The sequence below is a fragment of the Streptomyces yatensis genome, from assembly GCF_018069625.1.
GTDB classification, from domain to species: Bacteria; Actinomycetota; Actinomycetes; order Streptomycetales; family Streptomycetaceae; genus Streptomyces; species Streptomyces yatensis.
Genome location: NZ_CP072941.1, coordinates 2,800,357 through 2,816,710 on the forward strand (window position 1 = coordinate 2,800,357; position 16,354 = coordinate 2,816,710).

Here is a 16,354-nt window from a genome sequence, read left to right on the forward strand (position 1 = left end):
CACGGGGAACACCCTCTGGAGTCCGCGATGGACCGTCTCCCACACACCGGCGTCAGCACTGCGTCCCCCTCTGATCTCTCCCCCTCCCGGGCCCCGCTCACTACTGTGGCCGTCGTCGGGCTCGGCACGATGGGCACCGGCATCGCCGAAATCCTGGCCCGGGCGGGCCGCGAGGTGATCGGCATCGACATCAACGAAAGCGCCTGCCGCCGAGCCGTCACCGCGCTCGAGGTCGCCACCGCCCGCGCCGTGCACCGCGAGCGGATCACCGAGCGGGAGCGCGCCGGGATCCTGGACCGCTTCAGCATCTCCACCGATCTGCGCGCCGCCGCCGACGCGGAGCTGGTGATCGAGGTGGTGCCCGAGGACTACGACACCAAGCACGCGGTCTTCGCCGAGCTGGACACCGTCATCAGCCCCACGGCGATCGTCGCCACCGGCACCAACGCGCTGTCGGTGACCCGGCTGGCCGCCGAATCCGCCCATCCGGAGCGGTTCTTGGGGCTGCACTTCTTCAATCCGGCGCCCGCGATGAAGCTCGTCGAGATCGTCTCCAGCGTGCTGACCGCCCCCGCGGCCGTCGAGGCGGTCACCGCCCTCGCCCGCGATCTGGGCAAGGAGCCGGTGGCGCTCGGCGACCGGCCCGGATTCGTCGCCGACGGGCTGCTGTTCGGCTATCTCAACCAGGCCGCCGCGATGTACGAGGCCAAGTACGCGGCGCGGGAGGACATCGACGCCGCGATGCGCCTGGGCTGCGGGCTGCCGATGGGCCCGCTGGCCCTGCTCGACCTGATCGGCGTCGACACCGCCCGCACCGTCCTGGAGGCCATGTACGCCGCCTCCGGCGACCGGCTGCACGCGCCCGCGCCCATCCTGGGGCAGCTCTCCGAGGCGGGTCTCACCGGCCGTAAGGCGGGCCGCGGCTTCTACACGTACGAGGCGCCGGGCAGCGCCACCGTCGTCCCGGACGCCGCGACGGCCGAGGTGCGGCACTCCACGGAGGGGGCGCGTCCGGTGCGCGCCGTGGGCGTCGCCGGCTCGGGCACGATGGCCTCCGGGATCGCCGAGGTCTTCGCGAAGGCGGGCCTGGACGTGGTGCTGGCCGGCCGGACCCTGGAGAAGGCCGAAAAGGCGAAGGCCCGCATAGGGAAATCCCTGGAAAGGTCGGTGTCCAAGGGGCGGATGACCAAGCGGGCCCGGGAGCAGGCGCTGGAGCGGATCACCGCGGCCGACACACTGGACGCGTTCGCCGAGGTGGATCTGGCCGTGGAGGCGGTGGCCGAGGACCTGGTCGTCAAGCAGGAGCTCTTCAAGGTGCTCGACAAGGTCTGCAAACCGGGTGCGGTGCTGGCCACGACCACCTCCTCGCTGCCGGTCGTGGCCTGCGCACGGGCGACCTCCCGCCCGCAGGACGTGGTGGGCCTGCACTTCTTCAACCCGGCGCCCGCGATGAAGCTGGTCGAGGTGGTGCGCACCGTGCTGACCGCGGACGATGTGCGCGCGACCGCGCACGCGGTGTGCGCGGCGGTGGGCAAGCATCCGGTGGACTGCGGCGACCGGGCGGGCTTCATCGTGAACGCCCTGCTCTTCCCATACCTCAACAACGCCGTGAAGATGGTGCAGGAGCACTACGCCACCCCGGACGCCATCGACGCCGCGATGAAGCTGGGCGGCGGCTATCCCATGGGGCCGTTCGAGCTGCTCGATGTCGTGGGGCTCGATGTGTCGCTGGCCATCGAGCGGGTGCTGCACCGGGAGTTCCGTGAACCGGGCCTGGCGCCGGCGCCGCTGCTGGAGCATCTGGTGGCCGCGGGGTGCCTGGGGCGCAAGACCGGGCGCGGCTTCCGCGAGTATGCAAAAGCCTGAATTCTGCTCCGGGTGGGGCGGACCGCCTGAGTCCGGTTCCGGGTGGGGCGGGCTGCTGGAGCCTTCCGTCGGTCTGCCCCCGCACCGGCACTCACAAGCGTGTTACGTTCCCCACATGTCCCAGCCCGTGAAGGCCACACGTACGGAGCGTACGAAGCGATCCCCCTCATCCGGCGGCGGTGAGAGCGCGGGAAGTCGCCGCGCCGCGGCTCAACGTCTGTCCATGCGCCGCAAACTCGCGGCCGCGGCGATGGAGTTGTTCGCGACGCAGGGGTACGAGGCGACGACCGTCGACGAGATCGCGGCCAGGGCGGGAGTGGCCCGCCGCACCTTCTTCCGGCACTTCCGCTCCAAGGAAGAGGCGATCTTCCCGGACCACGACGACACGTTGGTGCGGGCGGCGGCGGTGCTGGACGCGGCACCTCCGCATGAGCACCCCCTGGACACCGTGTGCCGCGGCATCAAGGAGGTCATGCGGATGTACGCGGCCGCACCGTCCGTCTCCGTGGAGCGCTACCGGCTGACCCGTGAGGTACCGGCGCTGCGGGAGCGGGAGATCGCCTCGGTGGCCCGCTACGAGCGGCTGTTCACCCGCTATCTGCTGGGCCACTTCGACGAGGGCGCCCACCACGACGGCGACGACGATCCGCTGCTGGCCGAGGTCGCCGCGTCGGCCGTGGTCACGGCCCACAACCACGTGCTGCGGCGCTGGCTGCGGGCGGGCGGCCAGGGCGATGTGGAGACCCAGCTGGACCACGCCTTCGCGATCGTCCGCGAAACCTTCGGGAGCGGCATCGGCGCCCGCCCCCTCCCGTCCGGCAGCCGCCCCGCGGCGACGGTGTCGGCGACGGACGAGGACGAGGTGGTGGTGATGGTGGCGCGGACGGATGCGCCGCTGGCCGAGGTGATGCGCACGATCAAGGAAGCGCTCAAGCGGTAGCTCTGGCGGTCGTCCGGGTGCGCCGGTCCGGGGCTCGCCTCCTGGGCCGGGTGTCCCACGTCGTGGGCCGGGGTGGCCGCCGGTACGGACGGTTCGGCACCGCCGGGCTCCGACGTCGGACGTCTCGCCGTCGCGGCGGGGGCAAGGGGGCGGGATCCGCCCCCGCCCGCGGACCCAGGGGCGGGCGGCTCAGCGGGGCGGGGCCCGCCCCCCACAGGCAGGTCCCGCCCCTCGCCGGGCCTCGGGGCCCGGCTCGGCGCCGCCCCGGTGCCGGGCCGGGGCGGCGCGAGCGCGTCAGCCGGTCTTGGTCAGCTTCGCGGCGAAGCCGCCGTTCTTCGGGACGTCCACCGAGAGCCGCGAGTCCGGTGTAACCTCGTGGGTTTCGGTGACGACCTTGCCGTCCGGACCGTCCTTCCACACCTCGATCCGCCAGCCGCCCTTGCCGAGGAAGCTCAGCGGCTCGTCCAGCGTGCGGGCCTCGCCCGAGGTGATCGCGCCCAGGTACCAGGTGTCGCCGGAGCGGCGGGCCAGGACGGCGCGGTCGCCGGGGTCGCCGTCGACCAGTCGCGTCTCGTCCCACACCGTGGGCACCTGGTTCAGGAACCTCAGCTCCCGCGGCCGGCTCTCGTACGACTCGACGCTGTCGGCGAAGTGCTGCACCCCGGACTCGTAGACGACCGAGAGCGCGAGTTCGGCCGCGTCGCTCGTGGGCCGTACGCCCGTGAAGGTCACCGGTGTGAAGTCCATGGGCCCGACGAGGTTCCGGGTGAAGGGCAGGGTCGTGTAGTGCGCCGCCGGGAAGGGCTGGCGGCCCGGCTTGGGGCGGGTGCCCTCGGCGCCCTTGACCGCCTCGGTGCTCATCAGCTGCGGCCAGGTCCGCTCCTGGCCGCGCGGGATGGTGGCGCCGTGGAAGTTCAGCATCAGCTGGTTCCGGGCGCTGTCCTTGAAGACCGCGTCGTACCAGCGCATCCGGTCCTGGCCGTCCGACTCCAGGAAGTCGATCTTCAGCCCGGCGATCCCCCAGGACTTCCACAGCGGGAACAGCCGGTCGCGCTCGCTCTGCGCGTCGATGGTCTGCCAGCGGGCCCACAGCCAGACGCCGACGCCCTTCTCCTTGGCGTACGCGGTCAGCTCGGGCATCCAGGAGTCGCTCCAGCCGGAGTCCACCAGGATGTACTCCCAGCCCTCGCGCGCCGCGAAGTCCACGAACTTCTTCTGGGCGTCCAGGCTGGCCGGGCTCTGCCCGTCGGACCACCAGGACCACGCCGCCCGGCCCGGCTTGATCCATGAGGTGTCGGCGACCTTGGAGGGGGCGGCCAGATCGGTCGGCAGATCGCTCTCGGTGACGGTGGCGAGATCCCCGATGACCATGGTGCGCCAGGGCGTGGTCAGCCCGGGGCCGCTCACCTCGGCGGGGTCGGGGAGGGTGAGCTTGAAGCGGTCGGTGGCGGAGTCGAGGGCGAGCCGGGAGCCGCCGTACGAGCTGTTCAGATCCGCTTCCTCGATCAGCATCCAGCTCTTGCCGATGTGGAAGAGCGACGGATAGCCGTAGTCGCCCGCCTTCGCGTCGGCGACCGTGCCGTGGTCATGGGCGGACTCGTAGTCCTGGCGGCCGTTGTCGTACGGCAGCAGGAAGGAGTCGGCGGACGGCGGGACGGCGTATTCGGTGCTTTCGCCGAGCACGGTGACCGTGCCCTTGTCCGGCAGCACGTAGCGGTAGGCCAGGCCGTCGGCGGAGACCCGGATGACCACCTTCAGCGTCCGCCCGTCCTTGCGGAAGGTGAAGGTCGACTCGGAGGCGTCGGAGGTGTGATGGGTACGGCGGCCGGTGGTGGTCGTATAGGTCTCGTGGACCGTGCGGTCGCTGCGCCCCGCGAACCGCAAGCCCTTGCTGAAATCCGTCTCCGCGGTGCGGATCCCCAGCCCCGACGGCCGCAGCACGGTGGTGCCGCCATCGCGCGCGGACAGCGTAAGACCGCCCTCGTTGCTCAGTCTGAGCTCGCCGCTGACCTGCCCCTTTCCGGTCAGCCGCCAGTCCTGCGCACGACCGTCCGATGCCGCCGCCGCCCGGAGCGGCACCAGCACGGCGGCCGCACAGGCGAGCGCGGCCACGGCTCTGGTGACCTTTGATCGTGCCGTATGCATCGTTCCTCCTCGTACACCGCACCTCGATGCGGCGCTCGATACATCAGAGCAATCGCCTACCTTGACGCATCATTAGCCCGTTCCTACGCTCCCGTCTAGCCAAATCATCGGATCAATCTGATCGCTTCGGGGACAGGAGATGACGGGATGCCAGTCAGCAGACGTGGGTTCCTGGGCCGGGTGGCGGCGGGCGCGGCCGCGAGCACGGCCGTCGGCGCGGCCCTCCCCGAACAGGAGGCGGCCGCCCAGTCACAGCAGTCGGTGGCCCTGCGGGGCATGCGCACCGACCAGGAGTGGGAGCGCTTTCTGGGCGGGCAGGATCTGATCTGGAAGCGCTTGCCGAGAACCTGGTACGAGGGGCCGTTCCTCGGCAATGGGCTGCTCGGCTCGATGATCTATCAGGAGCCCGGCGAGAACGCGCTGCGGTTCACCATCCACCACAGCGAGGTGCAGGATCACCGGCCCACCGAAGGCGGCAGCGACTGGGGCGTGGCACGGCTCCCGGTCGGCAATCTGCTGCTGCGCCCGGTCGGCACCATCACCGGCGTCGATCTGCGGCTGGAGCTGTGGAACGCCGAGTTGCGCGGCACGATCACCACGGACAAGGGGAAGCTGAAGCTCCGCGCCCTGGTGCACAACGACCGCACCATGCTGCTGGCCACCGTCGAGGCGAGCGCCGGCGAGGAGGGGTTCCGCTGGGAGTTCAAGCCGTCACCGGCGGTCAGCCCGCGCATCGTCCGCGAGGATCCGCCGAAGGGCTTCGAGCCCAACCCGGCCCCGGTCACCCGCACCGAGGACGGGCTCGGCATCACCGTCCAGTCGCTGGTGGCGGGCGGGCAGACGGTCAGCGCGTACCGGGAGCGGGGCAGCGGCCGGGAGCGCACGTACTACCTGGCCGTGGCGCACTCCCACCCCGGTACGGACGCCGAGGGCCGGGCCCTGACCACCGTGCGCAAGGCGTCGGCGCTGCCGGTCTCCAGCCTGCGGCGCACCCACTACGAGTGGTGGCACCGCTTCTACCGCAAGAGCTTCATCTCGGTGCCCGACGGGATGCTGCAGAGCTTCTACTGGATCCAGCTCTACAAGCTGGCCTGCGCCGCCCGTGAGCACGCCCCCGTCATGGCCACCACCGGCCCGTGGGTGGAGCCGACCCCCTGGCCCGGCGTGTGGTGGAACCTCAACGTCCAGCTGGAGTACTGGCCGGTCCAGGGCTCCAACCACCTGGAGCTGGACGCGATTCCGCGCACCCTGGCCGAGAACACCGATGTGCTCATCGGCGCGCTCAAGCCCGAGTACCGCGCCGACTCGGCCGGGCTGCGCCGCTCCACGGACGCGCAGTGCGAGGACAACGGCACGGTCCCGGTGCCCGGCGTCGGGGACTCCCCCGAGGTCGGCAATCTGCCCTGGGCGCTGCACAACGTCTGGCTGACCTACCGCCACACCATGGACCGGGGCGTGCTGGAGGATGTGCTCTATCCGCTGCTGCGCCGCTCCACCAACTACTACCTGCACTTTCTCACCGAGCAGTCGGACGGCAGGCTGCATCTGCCGAAGACCTTCTCGCCCGAGTACGGCGCGGCCCCGGACTGCAACTACGACCTGGCGCTGCTGCGCTGGTCCTGCCGGACCCTGCTGACGGCGGTCGAGCTGCTGGACAAGGACGATCCGCTGGTGCCCAAGTGGCGCGAGGTGCTGGAGAAGCTGGTCGACTATCCGGTGGACGAGAACGGCTTCATGATCGGCACCGGTGTCCCGTTCGCCAAGTCCCACCGCCACTACTCCCATATGCTCTCGGTCTACCCGCTCTACCTGGTCAATTGGGACCAGCCGGAACACCGGGACCTGATCGCCCGCTCGCTGGAGCACTGGATCAGCTTCGAGGGCGCGCTGCGCGGCTACAGCTTCTCGGGCGCGGCCTCGATCTCCACCCAGATGGGGCGCGGCGATGACGCGCTGAGGTATCTGCGGGAGCTGGTGGCGCGGTTCATCCAGCCCAATACCCACTACTACGAGGCGGGTCCGGTGATCGAGACCCCGCTGTCGGGTGCGCAGGCGATCCACGACATGCTCTGCCAGAGCTGGGGCGGCACCATCCGCTTCTTCCCCGGGGTGCCGGGCGAGTGGCGGGACGTCACGCTGCACGACTTCCGCACCGAGGGCGCGTTCCTGGTCAGCGCGGTGCGCACGGGCGGCAGAACGCGCTGGGTGCGGGTGCGCAGCCTGGCCGGGGAGCCCTGCCGGGTCCGCCACTCGATCGGCGGCCGGGTCACGGTCGCCGGGGTCGGGGGGCCCGCGCCGAAGTGGCGTGACCTGGGGAACGGCGAGATCGAGCTGGAGCTGGACCGGGAGGACGAGGCGGTGATCTATCCGGCGGGCACCCGGCCGGACTTCCGGGTCGCCCCGGTGAAGGTCACCACCCCGGCCGAGCCCTGGGGCCTGCCGGAGCTGCCGCAGGCGGGCGCGGTCACCCAGGTGGATCTGACCGGGCACTTCGACAACGACGCCATCACCACCGAGATGTACTACGGGGACGGCGACTTCGACGGTACGGGCCGCACCTATCCGATGGCGCAGCTGCCGCAGACCGGGCAGACCGAGGACGACGGGATCACCTTCGCGTTCACCAACGGCAGCGAGGGCTCCGACAACAACGTGATCGCGGCGGGCCAGAAGGTGGCGGTCCCGGCGGGCAGCTACGCCAAGCTGCATGTGCTGGGCGCGGGCGACACCGGCAATGTGTCGGTACCGGCCGAGGCCACGTACGCCGACGGCTCCACGGGCACGCTGACCATCCAGCTCACGGGCTGGATGTCGGGCCCGGCGTACGGCGAGACGGAGGCGGTGCGGACCAGCCAGATCCACACCCGCACCGGCCCGTTGGGCACCAAGTCCGCGATCTTCCACCAGGTGGTGGAGCTGGACCCGGCCAAGGAGCTGTCGGCGATCACGCTGACCGCCCCCTCGGGCACCGCACGGGCCCATGTCTTCGCGCTCTCGCTGGAGAAGAACGACTGACGCAACGCACCTCACCGCACACCCACAGTGACGGCCGCCCCCTCCCGGGGCGGCCGTCATTGCTCATGTGTGCAGCCGAGATGACAACTGAGGGAATTTGTTGGCACGCAGTGTCTTGCGGGGTGGCACAGCGTGCCATACGGTGAGTGGAGTCCGGGCGGCCGGCGCACTGCCAACCTTCGTGCGTCGGCTGTCCCCGCAAACCGCTTTGTGCGCCCGGACAACGCCTGCGTCACCAGGCAACCGGCGCCACCCGCGCCGCATCGAGCACCACCTCCGCCGAACCGACGGCACCGCATCAGCATCACCCGTCACGAGCCCAGCGTTCCCTCAGGCGTCCCCCCTGGACGCCTCGCCGGAGGCACCGATGAACGAGATACTTGACGCGATCCTGGCGTCGGACACAGCACCCGAGGACTTCGCGGCACTGCGCATCCCCGAGTCGTACCGCGCGGTGACCGTGCGCAAGGACGAGGCCGAGATGTTCGCGGGCCTCACCACCCGGGAGAAGGACCCCCGCAAGTCGTTGCACGTGGACGAGGTGCCGGTGCCGGAGCTCGGCCCCGGAGAGGCACTCGTCGCCGTGATGGCCAGTTCGGTCAACTACAACTCCGTGTGGACCTCGATCTTCGAGCCGCTGCCGACCTTCGGTTTCCTGGAGCGGTACGGCAAGCTCTCCCCCCTGGCCAAGCGGCACGACCTGCCCTACCACATCATCGGCTCCGACCTCGCGGGCGTCGTGCTGCGCACCGGCCCCGGTGTGAACGCCTGGCAGCCGGGCGCCGAGGTCGTCGCGCACTGTCTGTCGGTCGAGCTGGAGAGCTCCGACGGCCACAACGACACCATGCTCGACCCCGAGCAGCGCATCTGGGGCTTCGAGACCAACTTCGGCGGGCTCGCCGAGATCGCCCTGGTCAAGTCCAACCAGCTGATGCCCAAGCCCAAGCATCTGAGCTGGGAGGAGGCGGCCGCCCCGGGCCTGGTCAACTCCACCGCCTACCGGCAGCTGGTCTCCCGTAACGGCGCCGGGATGAAGCAGGGCGACAACGTCCTGATCTGGGGCGCGAGCGGCGGGCTCGGCTCCTACGCCACCCAGTTCGCGCTGGCCGGCGGCGCCAACCCGATCTGCGTGGTCTCCTCGCCGCAGAAGGCCGAGATCTGCCGGCGGATGGGCGCCGAGGCGATCATCGACCGCACCGCCGAGGACTACAAGTTCTGGAAGGACGAGGGCACCCAGGACCCGCGCGAGTGGAAGCGGTTCGGCAAGAAGATCCGCGAGCTGACCGGCGGCGAGGACGTGGACATCGTCTTCGAGCACCCGGGCCGGGAGACCTTCGGCGCGTCCGTCTATGTCACCCGTAAGGGCGGCACGATCGTCACCTGCGCCTCGACCTCCGGCTACACCCACGAGTACGACAACCGCTACCTGTGGATGCAGCTCAAGCGGATCATCGGGTCGCACTTCGCCAACTACCGCGAGGCGTGGGAGGCCAACCGCCTGATCGCCAAGGGCAAGATCCACCCGACGCTGTCCAAGACCTACCGGCTGGAGGACACCGGACAGGCCGCGTACGACGTCCACCGCAACCTCCACCAGGGCAAGGTCGGCGTGCTCTGCCTGGCCCCCGAGGAGGGCATGGGCGTGCGCGACCAGGCGATGCGCGAACGGCACATCGACGGCATCAATCTGTTCCGTGACGACTCGTCGGAGCGGACCGACAAGCACAGCCGTGACGACTCGTCGGAGCGGACCGACAAGCACAGCCGTGACGACTCGTCGGAGCGGACCACCAAGCACGGCCGGGACATCTGATGAGTGGCACACCCCGCCCCAAGGACCGGCCCTGGCTGATGCGCACCTACGCCGGGCACTCCACCGCCGAGGCGTCCAACGAGCTGTACCGGCGCAACCTGGCCAAGGGCCAGACCGGGCTCTCGGTCGCCTTCGACCTGCCCACCCAGACCGGCTACGACCCCGACCACATCCTCGCCCGCGGCGAGGTGGGCCGGGTCGGGGTCCCGGTCTCCCATCTGGGCGACATGCGGCGGCTGTTCCAGGAGATCCCCCTGGAACGGATGAACACCTCCATGACGATCAACGCGACCGCGATGTGGCTGCTGGCGCTGTATCAGGTCGTGGCGGAGGAGCACGGTGCGGACATCGGCAAGCTCCAGGGGACGACGCAGAACGACATCGTCAAGGAGTACCTCTCGCGCGGGACGCATGTCTTCCCGCCGGGCCCGAGCCTGCGGCTGACCACCGACATGATCGCGTACACGGTCAACCACATCCCCAAGTGGAATCCGATCAACATCTGCAGCTACCACCTGCAGGAGGCCGGGGCCACTCCGGTGCAGGAGATCGCCTTCGCGATGTCCACGGCGGTCGCCGTATTGGACGCGGTGTTCGCCTCCGGCCAGATTCCCGAGGACCGTAAGGGCGACGTGGTGGCCCGGATCTCCTTCTTCGTGAACGCGGGCGTCCGCTTCATCGAGGAGATGTGCAAGATGCGCGCCTTCGGCCGCATCTGGGACCGGATCACCCGTGAGCGGTACGGCATCGAGAACCCCAAGCACCGCCGGTTCCGCTACGGCGTCCAGGTGAACTCGCTCGGCCTGACCGAGGCCCAGCCGGAGAACAACGTCCAGCGCATCGTCCTGGAGATGCTGGCCGTCACCCTCTCCAAGGACGCCCGCGCCCGCGCGGTCCAGCTCCCGGCCTGGAACGAGGCGCTGGGCCTGCCCCGCCCGTGGGACCAGCAGTGGTCGCTGCGCATCCAGCAGGTGCTCGCCCTGGAGAGCGATCTGCTGGAGTACGACGACATCTTCGAGGGCTCCCATGTGATCGAGGCCAAGGTCGCCACGCTGGTGGAGGAGGCCGAGGCCGAGATGGAGCGGATCGAGAAGATGGGCGGGGCGATGGCCGCCGTCGAGACCGGCTATCTCAAGGCGCAGCTCGTGGCCTCGCACGCCGAGCGCAGGGCGCGGATCGAGGCGGGCGAGGAGAAGATCGTCGGCGTCAACTGCTACGAGTCCACCGAGCCCAATCCGCTCACCGCCGATCTCGACACCGCGATCATGACAGTGGACCCGGAGAACGAGGCGCGGGTCGTATCCGCCCTGCACACGTGGCGCGAACAGCGCGACGAGGGCCCCGCCCAGGAAGCCCTCGGCGCCCTCCGTAAGGCCGCCGCGGGGACCGAGAACCTGATGCCGGCGACCCTGGCCTGCGCCCGCGCGGGCGTGACCACCGGGGAGTGGTCCTGGGCGCTGCGCGATGTCTTCGGTGAGTACCGCGCCCCCACCGGGGTCGGCGGCGCGCCGCTGGCCGTCGCCCCGGAGGCCGGCTCCCTGCTGTCCACCGTCCGCGAGAAGGTCGAGAAGACGGCGGCCGACCTCGGCGGCGGCAGGCTGCGGCTGCTGGTCGGCAAGCCCGGCCTGGACGGGCACAGCAACGGCGCCGAGCAGATCGCCGTACGGGCCAGGGACGCCGGTTTCGAGGTGGTCTACCAGGGGATCCGGCTCACCCCCGAGCAGATCGTCTCGGCGGCCGTGGCCGAGGATGTGCACTGCGTCGGGCTGTCCATCCTGTCCGGTTCGCATGCCGAGCTGGTGCCGGACGTCCTGGAGCGGCTGCGCGACGCGGGTGCCCAGGACATCCCCGTCATCGTGGGCGGGATCATCCCGGCCGGGGACGCGGCCACGCTGCGCGCCGCGGGTGTCGCCGCCGTTTTCACCCCCAAGGACTTCGGTATCACGGAGATCATCGGCCGTATCGTCGATGAGATCCGCGCCGCGAACACGCTTCCCCCTCTGGAGGTTCTCGTATGACCGCCCCCGACCGCGCAGATTCCGCGACCCGGCTGCGCCCCCGCCGCTCCTGCCTGGCCGTCCCCGGCTCCAATCCGCGCTTCCTGGAGAAGGCCCAGGGGCTCGCGGCCGACCAGGTCTTCCTGGACCTGGAGGACGCCTGTGCGCCGCTGGCCAAGGAGGACGCCCGGCACACCATCGTCAAGGCGCTGAACGAGGGCGACTGGACCGGTAAGACCCGGGTGGTGCGGGTCAACGACTGGACCACCCACTGGACGTACCGGGACGTCATCACGGTCGTCGAGGGCGCGGGCCCCAACCTGGACTGCATCATGCTGCCCAAGGTGCAGGACGCCCAGCAGGTGATCGCGCTGGATCTGCTGCTCACCCAGATCGAGAAGACGATGGGCTTCGAGGTCGGGCGGATCGGCATCGAGGCGCAGATCGAGAACGCCAAGGGCCTGGTCAACGTGGACGAGATCGCGGGCGCCTCGTCGCGCCTGGAGACCATCGTCTTCGGCCCGGCCGACTTCATGGCGTCCATCAATATGAAGTCGCTGGTCGTGGGCGAGCAGCCGCCCGGCTATCCGGCGGACGCCTATCACTACATCCTGATGCGGATCCTGATGGCGGCCCGCACCCATGACCTCCAGGCGATCGACGGCCCCTACCTGCAGATCCGGAACGTGGACGGCTTCCGCGAGGTGGCCGGGCGCGCGGCCGCCCTCGGCTACGACGGGAAGTGGGTGCTGCACCCCGGCCAGGTGGAGGCGGCCAACGAGGTCTTCTCGCCGTCCCAGGAGGACTACGACCACGCCGAGCTGATCCTGGACGCCTATGACTACTGCACCTCGGCGGAGGGCGGCATGAAGGGCTCGGCGATGCTCGGCGACGAGATGATCGACGAGGCCAGCCGCAAGATGGCCCTGGTCGTCGCGGGCAAGGGCCGCGCCGCCGGGATGACCCGTACGTCCACCTTCCAGCCCCCGGAGGCATGAGCCATGCAGTTCGGCCGTACCTATGAGGAGTTCACGGTGGGCGACGTCTACCGGCACTGGCCGGGGAAGACGGTCACCGAGTACGACGACCACCTTTTCTGTCTGCTCACCATGAACCACCACCCGCTGCACATGGACAGCAACTACGCCGAGAAGACGACCGATTTCGGCAAGAACGTGGTGGTCGGGAACTACATCTACTCACTGCTCCTGGGGATGTCCGTCCCCGATGTCTCCGGAAAGGCCATCGCCAATCTGGAGGTCGAGTCGCTACGGCATGTCGCACCCACCTTCCACGGCGACACGATCTACGGCGAGACGACGGTCCTCGACAAGACGCCGTCGAAGTCCAAGACGGACCGGGGCATCGTGCAGGTGGAGACCAAGGGCTACAAGCAGGACGGCACCCTGGTCTGCGTCTTCCGGCGCAAGGTGATGGTGCCGACCGCCACGTACATCAAGGAGCGGGGCGGCGAGCAGCCGGGCCGCCCGGAGCTGGGAGAGCAGTGATATGAGCCGCCTGGCGCAGACCGAGGGCCTGACCGACATCCAGCGGGAGATCCTCTCCACGGTCAGGGATTTTGTCGACAAGGAGATCCTGCCGGTCGCGACGGAACTGGAACATCGCGATGAATATCCGACCGCGATCGTCGAGGGGCTGAAGGAACTCGGCGTCTTCGGGCTGATGATCCCGGAGGAATACGGCGGTCTGGGTGAGTCACTGCTCACTTACGCGCTGTGTGTGGAGGAGATCGCACGCGGCTGGATGAGCGTCTCGGGCATCATCAACACCCACTTCATCGTGGCGTACATGCTCAAGCAGCACGGCACCGAGGAACAGAAGGAGTATTTCCTTCCCAAGATGGCGCTGGGCGAGATCCGGGGCGCCTTCTCGATGTCGGAGCCGGGGCTGGGCTCGGATGTGTCGGCCATCACCAGCAAGGCGGTTCAGGACGGCGACGAGTACGTCCTGAACGGACAGAAGATGTGGCTGACCAACGGCGGCACCTCCACCCTGGTGGCGGTTCTGTGCCGGACCGGTGACGCCCAGGAGGGGATCGCGCCGCACAAGGCGATGACCACCTTCCTGGTCGAGAAGGAGCCGGGCTTCGGCGAGGTCCGGCCCGGTCTGACCATCCCCGGCAAGATCGACAAGATGGGCTACAAGGGCGTCGACACCACCGAGCTCATCATGGACGGACTGCGCATTCCGGCCGATCGGGTGCTCGGCGGGACGCCGAACCGAGGTTTTTACCAAATGATGGACGGAGTCGAGGTCGGCCGGGTGAATGTCGCCGCCCGCGGCTGTGGCGTGGCGCGGCGCGCTTTCGAGCTGGGCGTCGCATACGCACAGCAGCGGCATACCTTCGGCAAGCCGATCGCACAGCACCAGGCCATCCAGTTCAAACTGGCCGAAATGGGAACAAAGGTCGAGGCGGCTCATGCGATGATGGTCAATGCGGCCCGGAAGAAGGATTCCGGGGCGCGCAACGACCTCGAGGCGGGAATGGCCAAGTACCTCGCGTCGGAGTACTGCAAAGAGGTCGTGGAGGACGCCTTCCGCATCCACGGCGGGTACGGCTTCTCCAAGGAATACGAGATCGAGCGCCTCTACCGAGAGGCACCGATGCTTCTCATCGGCGAAGGTACCGCTGAGATTCAGAAAATGATTATTGGACGGAGACTCCTGGAGGAATACCGAACCCAAGACTGAACGTCCCTTTTGGGGTGGTATCCGAGAGAAGAAGGTCACACCGCGCCGCGGGTCTTCGGCCACTGACCAGCCACCGACAGGCCCCGGCGCTTGCCCAGTTACCGCTCGCAACCGATACCATCCGGGAAAGCCGCCGTCCCCAGTCTTGCGTCGCGGCATCCTCCGCTACGAAGGTCATCCATGCCCCACAGCCAATCCTCTGCACAACGCGACAGCCCGTTCGGTGTACGCCTCGCGCGCGGAGCATCGCCGTGGCTCCTCCCGACCGTCGCCACCGCGGCGGTCAGTCTCGCTCGGGCCCGCCGCTCCGGACGCTGGGCGGCGGCCGCCGTGCCCGCCACCGCGCTCGCGGCGGGCATGCTGTGGTTCTTCCGCGACCCCGAGAGAGAGATCACGCAAGGCCGTGTGATCTCCCCGGCCGACGGTGTGGTGCAGAGCATCATGCCGTGGAAGGACGGGCGCACGCGCGTCGCCATCTTCATGAGCCCGCTCAATGTTCACGTCAACCGCGCCCCGCTGGCCGGCACCGTGACCTCCGTGGAGCACATCCCCGGCGGCTTCGTTCCCGCGTTCAACAAGGAGAGCGAGAACAACGAGCGGGTCGTCTGGCACTTCGACACCGAGCTCGGCGACATCGAGATGGTCCAGATCGCCGGTGCGGTCGCCCGGCGTATCGTGCCCTATGTGCCACAGGGCACGAAGGTCGAGCAGGGTGAGCGGATCGGTCTCATCCGCTTCGGCTCGCGGGTCGACATCTACCTTCCCGAGGGTGTCGAGGTCGCGGTCGAGGTCGGCCAGGCCACCACCGCGGGGGTGACACGCCTTGACCGTGATTGATCCCGACACACAGGCCACCTGGGTCCCCGAGGCCGAGGTGGACGCCGTCGACGAGACGGACGACATGCCGCTGTCGACGCGACTGTCGATAGCCGACACGCTGACCCTGGGCAACGCCACCTGTGGCTTCCTGGCGGTCTACTTCACCACCACCGGCGTCCTCATCCCGCACCTGACGGGCAGCGAGGACGGCGGGATGACCCGGCACAGCGCGGCGTCCGCCGTGATGCTGATGCTGCTCGCCTCCGTCTTCGACCTCTTCGACGGACTGGTCGCGCGGAAGCTGCGCAGCTCGGCGATGGGCGCGGAGCTGGACAACCTCTCCGACCTGATCAGCTTCGGACTGGCCCCCGCGTACTTCGTCCTCGTCTGGGGCATGGTTTCCGACGACGCGTACCAGCGGGTCTCGGTGGTGGGCGCGATCGTGGTGCTGCTGGCGGTGGTGCTACGGCTTGCCAGATTCTCCTGCGTCACGCTGCGTGACGGAGTCTTCCAGGGCATGCCGAGCCCCTTCGGCGCGCTGACGGTGGTCTCGGTGGTCCTGCTGGGCCTGCCGTTCGTGCCGACGCTGCTCGCGATCATCGGCGTCGCCTGGCTGATGGTGAGCCGCGTGGAGTACCCCAAGCCGCGCGGCCGGCTCGCGGTGGCCATGCTCGGCTGGATCGTCACCAGCATGGCGCTGCTGGCGGCCTGGGCCTTCGAGGCCCCCGGCGGCGAGCTGCTGCTCCAGTCGGCCTGCGCCCTGCAGGTCGTCATGGGCGCGGTGATCCCCCTCTTCGCCACGGCCCGCCGGGTGAACGCCTTCCGCGACAACCGCCGCGAGGCGAGGGCAGCGCAGCTGCCGTAGCGGCCTTCGGCCGCACCTGCCGAATGGGGTGGGCCCGAGCGCAATGCTCGGGCCCACCCCATTCGGCGTTCCCGATGCGTTGCGCCCCGGCGGCGGGAGCACGCCCTGTGGGGGGCCGGGGCTGCGCCCCGGTTCGGGAAGGGGCGGGGTGGGGAACAGCCCCCACCGGGCGTCCGGCCGCG

11 protein-coding genes are annotated in these 16,354 nt (G+C 69.5%); 10 read left to right on the forward strand and 1 reads right to left on the reverse strand.

Annotated elements, in window-relative coordinates:
- The first annotated feature begins 27 nt into the window (after positions 1 to 27).
- Both J8403_RS11250 and J8403_RS11255 read left to right on the forward strand, forming a co-directional pair.
- Positions 28 to 1,866: a 3-hydroxyacyl-CoA dehydrogenase family protein gene (locus tag J8403_RS11250; RefSeq protein ID WP_211123068.1), complete on the forward strand. Its 1,839-nt coding sequence runs from the start codon at positions 28 to 30 to the stop codon at positions 1,864 to 1,866.
- Positions 1,867 to 1,981: 115 nt separating this feature from the next.
- Positions 1,982 to 2,806, forward strand: a complete 825-nt coding sequence (locus J8403_RS11255) for a TetR family transcriptional regulator (protein WP_211123069.1) — start codon at positions 1,982 to 1,984, stop codon at positions 2,804 to 2,806.
- A gap of 294 nt (positions 2,807 to 3,100) precedes the next feature.
- On the opposite strand, the gene J8403_RS11260 is transcribed toward J8403_RS11255, so the two are convergent.
- Positions 3,101 to 4,951 carry a glycoside hydrolase family 97 protein gene (locus tag J8403_RS11260; protein WP_211123070.1) on the reverse strand — a complete coding sequence of 617 codons (1,851 nt, stop codon included), beginning with the start codon at positions 4,949 to 4,951 and terminating at the stop codon, positions 3,101 to 3,103.
- Positions 4,952 to 5,098: 147 nt separating this feature from the next.
- Between J8403_RS11260 and J8403_RS11265 the strand changes: the two genes are divergently transcribed.
- The 8 genes from J8403_RS11265 (at position 5,099) to pssA (ending at position 16,172) form a co-directional block, all read left to right on the forward strand.
- Positions 5,099 to 7,966 carry a glycosyl hydrolase family 95 catalytic domain-containing protein gene (locus J8403_RS11265; protein WP_211123071.1) on the forward strand — a complete coding sequence of 956 codons (2,868 nt, stop codon included), beginning with the start codon at positions 5,099 to 5,101 and terminating at the stop codon, positions 7,964 to 7,966.
- Between the two features lie 367 nt (positions 7,967 to 8,333).
- Positions 8,334 to 9,779, forward strand: a complete 1,446-nt coding sequence (gene ccrA / locus J8403_RS11270) for a crotonyl-CoA carboxylase/reductase (protein ID WP_211123072.1) — start codon at positions 8,334 to 8,336, stop codon at positions 9,777 to 9,779.
- Complete coding sequence (locus J8403_RS11275) at positions 9,779 to 11,797, forward strand: protein meaA (RefSeq protein ID WP_211123073.1); 2,019 nt, start codon at positions 9,779 to 9,781, stop codon at positions 11,795 to 11,797. Before ccrA ends, J8403_RS11275 begins: the two co-directional genes overlap by 1 nt.
- Positions 11,794 to 12,774 (forward strand): HpcH/HpaI aldolase/citrate lyase family protein, encoded by a 981-nt coding sequence (locus J8403_RS11280; protein ID WP_211123074.1) that lies wholly within the window; start codon positions 11,794 to 11,796, stop codon positions 12,772 to 12,774. The genes J8403_RS11275 and J8403_RS11280 overlap by 4 nt, the downstream gene beginning before the upstream one ends.
- A gap of 3 nt (positions 12,775 to 12,777) precedes the next feature.
- On the forward strand, positions 12,778 to 13,284 hold the full coding sequence (locus tag J8403_RS11285; RefSeq protein ID WP_164435435.1) for a MaoC family dehydratase: 507 nt from the start codon (positions 12,778 to 12,780) through the stop codon (positions 13,282 to 13,284).
- A gap of 1 nt (position 13,285) precedes the next feature.
- Entirely contained in the window at positions 13,286 to 14,488 is a 1,203-nt protein-coding gene (locus tag J8403_RS11290; protein WP_211123075.1) for an acyl-CoA dehydrogenase family protein, read from the forward strand.
- A 180-nt stretch (positions 14,489 to 14,668) separates the two neighbouring features.
- The gene (locus tag J8403_RS11295; protein ID WP_211123076.1) at positions 14,669 to 15,325 is read left to right on the forward strand and encodes a phosphatidylserine decarboxylase; all 657 of its coding nucleotides are present in this window, start codon (positions 14,669 to 14,671) and stop codon (positions 15,323 to 15,325) included.
- Positions 15,312 to 16,172 (forward strand): CDP-diacylglycerol--serine O-phosphatidyltransferase, encoded by an 861-nt coding sequence (pssA, locus tag J8403_RS11300; RefSeq protein WP_174887456.1) that lies wholly within the window; start codon positions 15,312 to 15,314, stop codon positions 16,170 to 16,172. Before J8403_RS11295 ends, pssA begins: the two co-directional genes overlap by 14 nt.
- Positions 16,173 to 16,354 lie beyond the last annotated feature (182 nt).

Coding starts and splice junctions, on each gene's coding strand:
- ccrA (WP_211123072.1), top strand. CDS start 8,334: ATGAACGAGATACTTGACGCGATCCTGGCGTCGGACACAGCACCCGAG.
- J8403_RS11255 (WP_211123069.1), top strand. CDS start 1,982: ATGTCCCAGCCCGTGAAGGCCACACGTACGGAGCGTACGAAGCGATCC.
- J8403_RS11285 (WP_164435435.1), top strand. CDS start 12,778: ATGCAGTTCGGCCGTACCTATGAGGAGTTCACGGTGGGCGACGTCTAC.
- J8403_RS11265 (WP_211123071.1), top strand. CDS start 5,099: ATGCCAGTCAGCAGACGTGGGTTCCTGGGCCGGGTGGCGGCGGGCGCG.
- J8403_RS11260 (WP_211123070.1), bottom strand. CDS start 4,951: ATGCATACGGCACGATCAAAGGTCACCAGAGCCGTGGCCGCGCTCGCC.
- J8403_RS11250 (WP_211123068.1), top strand. CDS start 28: ATGGACCGTCTCCCACACACCGGCGTCAGCACTGCGTCCCCCTCTGAT.
- J8403_RS11275 (WP_211123073.1), top strand. CDS start 9,779: ATGAGTGGCACACCCCGCCCCAAGGACCGGCCCTGGCTGATGCGCACC.
- J8403_RS11290 (WP_211123075.1), top strand. CDS start 13,286: ATGAGCCGCCTGGCGCAGACCGAGGGCCTGACCGACATCCAGCGGGAG.
- J8403_RS11295 (WP_211123076.1), top strand. CDS start 14,669: ATGCCCCACAGCCAATCCTCTGCACAACGCGACAGCCCGTTCGGTGTA.
- J8403_RS11280 (WP_211123074.1), top strand. CDS start 11,794: ATGACCGCCCCCGACCGCGCAGATTCCGCGACCCGGCTGCGCCCCCGC.